Origin of the sequence: Streptomyces sp. NPDC001985 (genome assembly GCF_040296845.1) — a bacterium.
Taxonomy (GTDB): domain Bacteria; phylum Actinomycetota; class Actinomycetes; order Streptomycetales; family Streptomycetaceae; genus Streptomyces.
The window spans coordinates 1-3520 of the sequence record NZ_JBEOYB010000170.1; the positions used below are offsets into that span (position 1 = coordinate 1).

Here is a 3520-nt window from a genome sequence, read left to right on the forward strand (position 1 = left end):
AGCCGATTCACCCGCGCATTCACCACCCCATAAGACACACCAACCCCAGCACACTCCACAGCCACAGCCCCCGGCACCAACCCCACCACGGACTCCAGGAGTCCGGGGAGGGTGTCGGCGCCGGTCCGGCCGGCGGCCCCGCCGTCGCCGCGGCGCTCCAGGGCGGCCCGCTCACCGGGCGCCATCAGATCGACGGAGGCGATCCGGCGGGCCGGGTCGGCGGTGACCGCGTCCAGCAGCCGGGCCCAGCGCTCGACGAGACCCGTCACGGTCGACGCGTCGAAGAGGTCGGTGCTGTACTCCAGCTCACCGGCGACCCCGGCGGGACGGCCGTCCTCGTCCCGCCGCTCCACCAGGTTGAAGAAGAGATCGAAGCGCGCGGAGCCCGTCCCGAGCAGCCGGGTGGCGACCTCCAGACCCGGGAGCCGGAAGTTCCCCGCCGGGTCGTCCTGGAGCCCGACGCCGACCTGGAAGAGGGGGTGGTGGCTCGGTGAGCGCACCGGGTTGAGCGTCTCCACCAACTGCTCGAAGGGCGTGTCCTGGTGGGCGTATCCGTCCAGGTCGGCGGTGCGCACCCGGGCGAGCAGCTCCTCGAAGGTCGGATCGCCCGAGGTGTCGGCGCGCAGCACCAGCGTGCTGACGAAGAAGCCGACGAGATCGTTGAGCGCCGAGTCCCGGCGGCCCGCGACCACACTGCCGACGGGGATGTCCGTGCCCGCGCCGAGCCGGGTGAGCAGGGCGGCGAGGGTGGCGTGGACGACCATGAAGAGGGTCGCGTTGTGGGTGCGCGCCAGCGCGGTCAGCCGCTCGTGCAGCGCGGCGTCCCAGCCGAACCGCACCAGGTCGCCCCGGTGGGTGGACATCCGGGGGCGGGGCCGGTCGGTGGGGAGCGGCAGCAGCTCGGGCAGCCCCTCCAGCGCCGTGCGCCAGTAGGCCAGCTCCGGATTGTCCTCGTCCGTCCGCACGCCCGCGCCGAAGCGGTCCCGCTGCCAGAGCGTGTAGTCGGCGTACTGGACGGGCAGCGGCTCCCAGTCGGGCGCACCGCCCTGGCAGCGTGCCTGGTAGGCGGTGAGCAGATCACGGGCGAGCGGCGCGGTGGACCAGCCGTCGGCCGCTATGTGGTGCAGCGTCAGCAGCAGTACGTGCTCCCGCGGCCCGCGCGCGAACAGGTCGGCGCGCAGCGGGGGTTCGGTGTCCAGCCGGAACGGAATCCGGGCGGCCTCGTGCAGCCGGTCCTCGGTCTCCCCGGGGCTCAGCCCGGCCACCTGGTGGACGGTGAGTCCGACGGCCGCCTCGTCCGCCGGCAGGATGTGCTGCCGGGGCACCCCGTCGGCCTCGGGGAAGACCGTGCGCAGCGTCTCGTGCCGGTGTACGACATCGGTGATCGCCCCGGCGAGCGCGGTCCGGTCCAGCGCGCCCGTCAGCGCCAGCGCGAGCGGCATGTTGTACGTGGCGGAGCGCGGAGCCATCCGGTTGATGAACCAGAGCCGCTGCTGGGCGAAGGAGAGCGGCAGCACCCCGGGTCGCGGCCGGGGCTCCAGCGGGGTGTACGGGGTGTCGCCGTCGGCGAGCTGCGGCACCAGGCCCGCGACCGTCGAGTGGTCGAAGACGATGTGGATGCCGAGGTCGACGCCGAAGACGGAACGGATGCGGTTGATCAGCCGGGTGGCGAGCAGGGAGTGCCCGCCCAGCTCGAAGAAGTCATCGTCCCGACCGCAGCGGTCGATGCCCAGCACCTCGGCGAAGAGACCGCACATGATCTCCTCCCGGGGCGTCATCGGCTCCCGCGCCCCCTGGAGGGCGGGCAGATCGGGGGCGGGCAGCGCGGCCCGGTCGACCTTGCCGTTGGGGGTGAGCGGCAGGGCGGGCAGCACCACGAAGAGCGAGGGAGTCATGTACGCGGGGAGGGTGGCGGCGATCCGGGCGCGCAGGCTCTCCGGCAGGGGTACGGACTCGGCGGTCGCGGCGGGGCCGCCGGGCGCCGTGGTCGCGCCGGTCGCGGTGGGGGCGGTCGCGTACCGCTCGGGGGCGCCGGGGGCCTCGTCGGCGGGCGCGACGCACAGAGGCGCCGGTACGCCGGATTCCGGAGCCCCCGCCGGGGGCGCCTCCGCCGGGGGCGCCTCCGCCGTGAAGAGGACATCGACCCGGTCGTCCGTGCCCTCCGGCGCCCAGGTGACGGCGGCCCGCAGCCCGTGCTCCCCGGCGAGTGCGTACAGCGCCTCGGGGTCGGCCGCTCCGGGCCGGGGCGCGCCGAGGAGTCCGGCCGCCACGGCCGGGGCCGCGCCCTCCGCGAGGGCCCGCGCGGCCGCGGTCTCGGCGGCGACCCGCCCATTGGGCACACCCCGGACCAGCAGCGGCGCCGTGCCCTCGGCGAGCAGCCCGGCCAGCCGGCCGAGACCGGCGGTCGCGGCGTTCTCCCGCGCGGTGCCCTCGGTCAGCTCCTCCCAGGTCAGCCGGCGCGGCTCGGGGAGTACGGCGGCGACGGCCGGGAGCTTGTGCAGAACGGCGTCGTAACGGTGGCGGGACAGCTCGTTGTGGGCGGTGGCGCGCTTGAGCCGGATGTCCACCCCGCCGATGTCCGTGCGTGAGGCGCGCAGCGCGAGGAAGAAGCGCGGGTCGACCAGCAGCTCCTTCTCCTGGTCGAGGCGGTGCCCGACCGCGCGCAGCACGGCCGCGCCGTCCTGGGCACCGGGCGCGCGCAGCAGTTGGACAGCGGTCTGGAAGGTGCGCTGGAGCCGGCTGTTGCGCACATCGCCGACGAAGATCCGGCCGCCGGGCGCCAGCCGCTCCAGGGCCCCGGCGAGCACCCGGGCGAGATAGCCGGGGCTGGGGAAGTACTGCACGACGGAGTTGAGGACAACGGTGTCGAAGTGCCCTTCGGGAATGCCGGTGAAGTCGTCCGCGGGCTGCGCTCTCAGGGTCACCCGGCCGGCGAGCCCGTCGACGGCGCCCACGGTCGAGCGCAGCCGGCCGATGGAGTGCGCGGACAGGTCCGTACCCCAGTACTCGGCGCAGCCGGGGGCCACTCCGGCGAGGATCAGGCCCGATCCGACACCGATCTCCAGGACCCGGCGGGGGGCGTGCTCCCGGATGCGCTCGACGGTCGCGTCCCGCCACTCCCGCATCTCGTCGACCGGGATGGGGGTGTCGTCGTAGCTGCTGTTCCAGCCGGAGAAGTCCTGTCCGAGCGGGATGCCGCCGTCGGCCGCGCGGGAGTGCCAGGCATCGTGGATCTGCCGCCACTCGGCGACCCGGTCGCTGTCGTCGGCCCGCGAGTCGGGGGGCCGGGGGCCCGCGGGCTGGGCATCTCCGGTCTGGAGGCCGGTGGTCCGGAGGTCCGTGCTCTGGAGGTCCGTGCTCTGGAGATCGGTGGGCTGGAGATCAGCGGTCTGGAGATCAGCGGTCTGGGGGTCCGTGCTCTGGACGTCCGTGGTCTGGACGTACGCCACGAGGCGCTGGTCCCCCGGCCGGTCCTCCCGGACCGTCACCACCGCCTGCGCCACCGCCGGATGCCCCATCA

At 74.7% G+C, this 3520-nt stretch carries 1 protein-coding gene; it reads right to left on the reverse strand.

The features are described from left to right. Positions 1-3520 (reverse strand): condensation domain-containing protein (locus ABT122_RS33345; RefSeq protein ID WP_351559904.1); only part of this gene is annotated, 3520 nt, incomplete at both ends.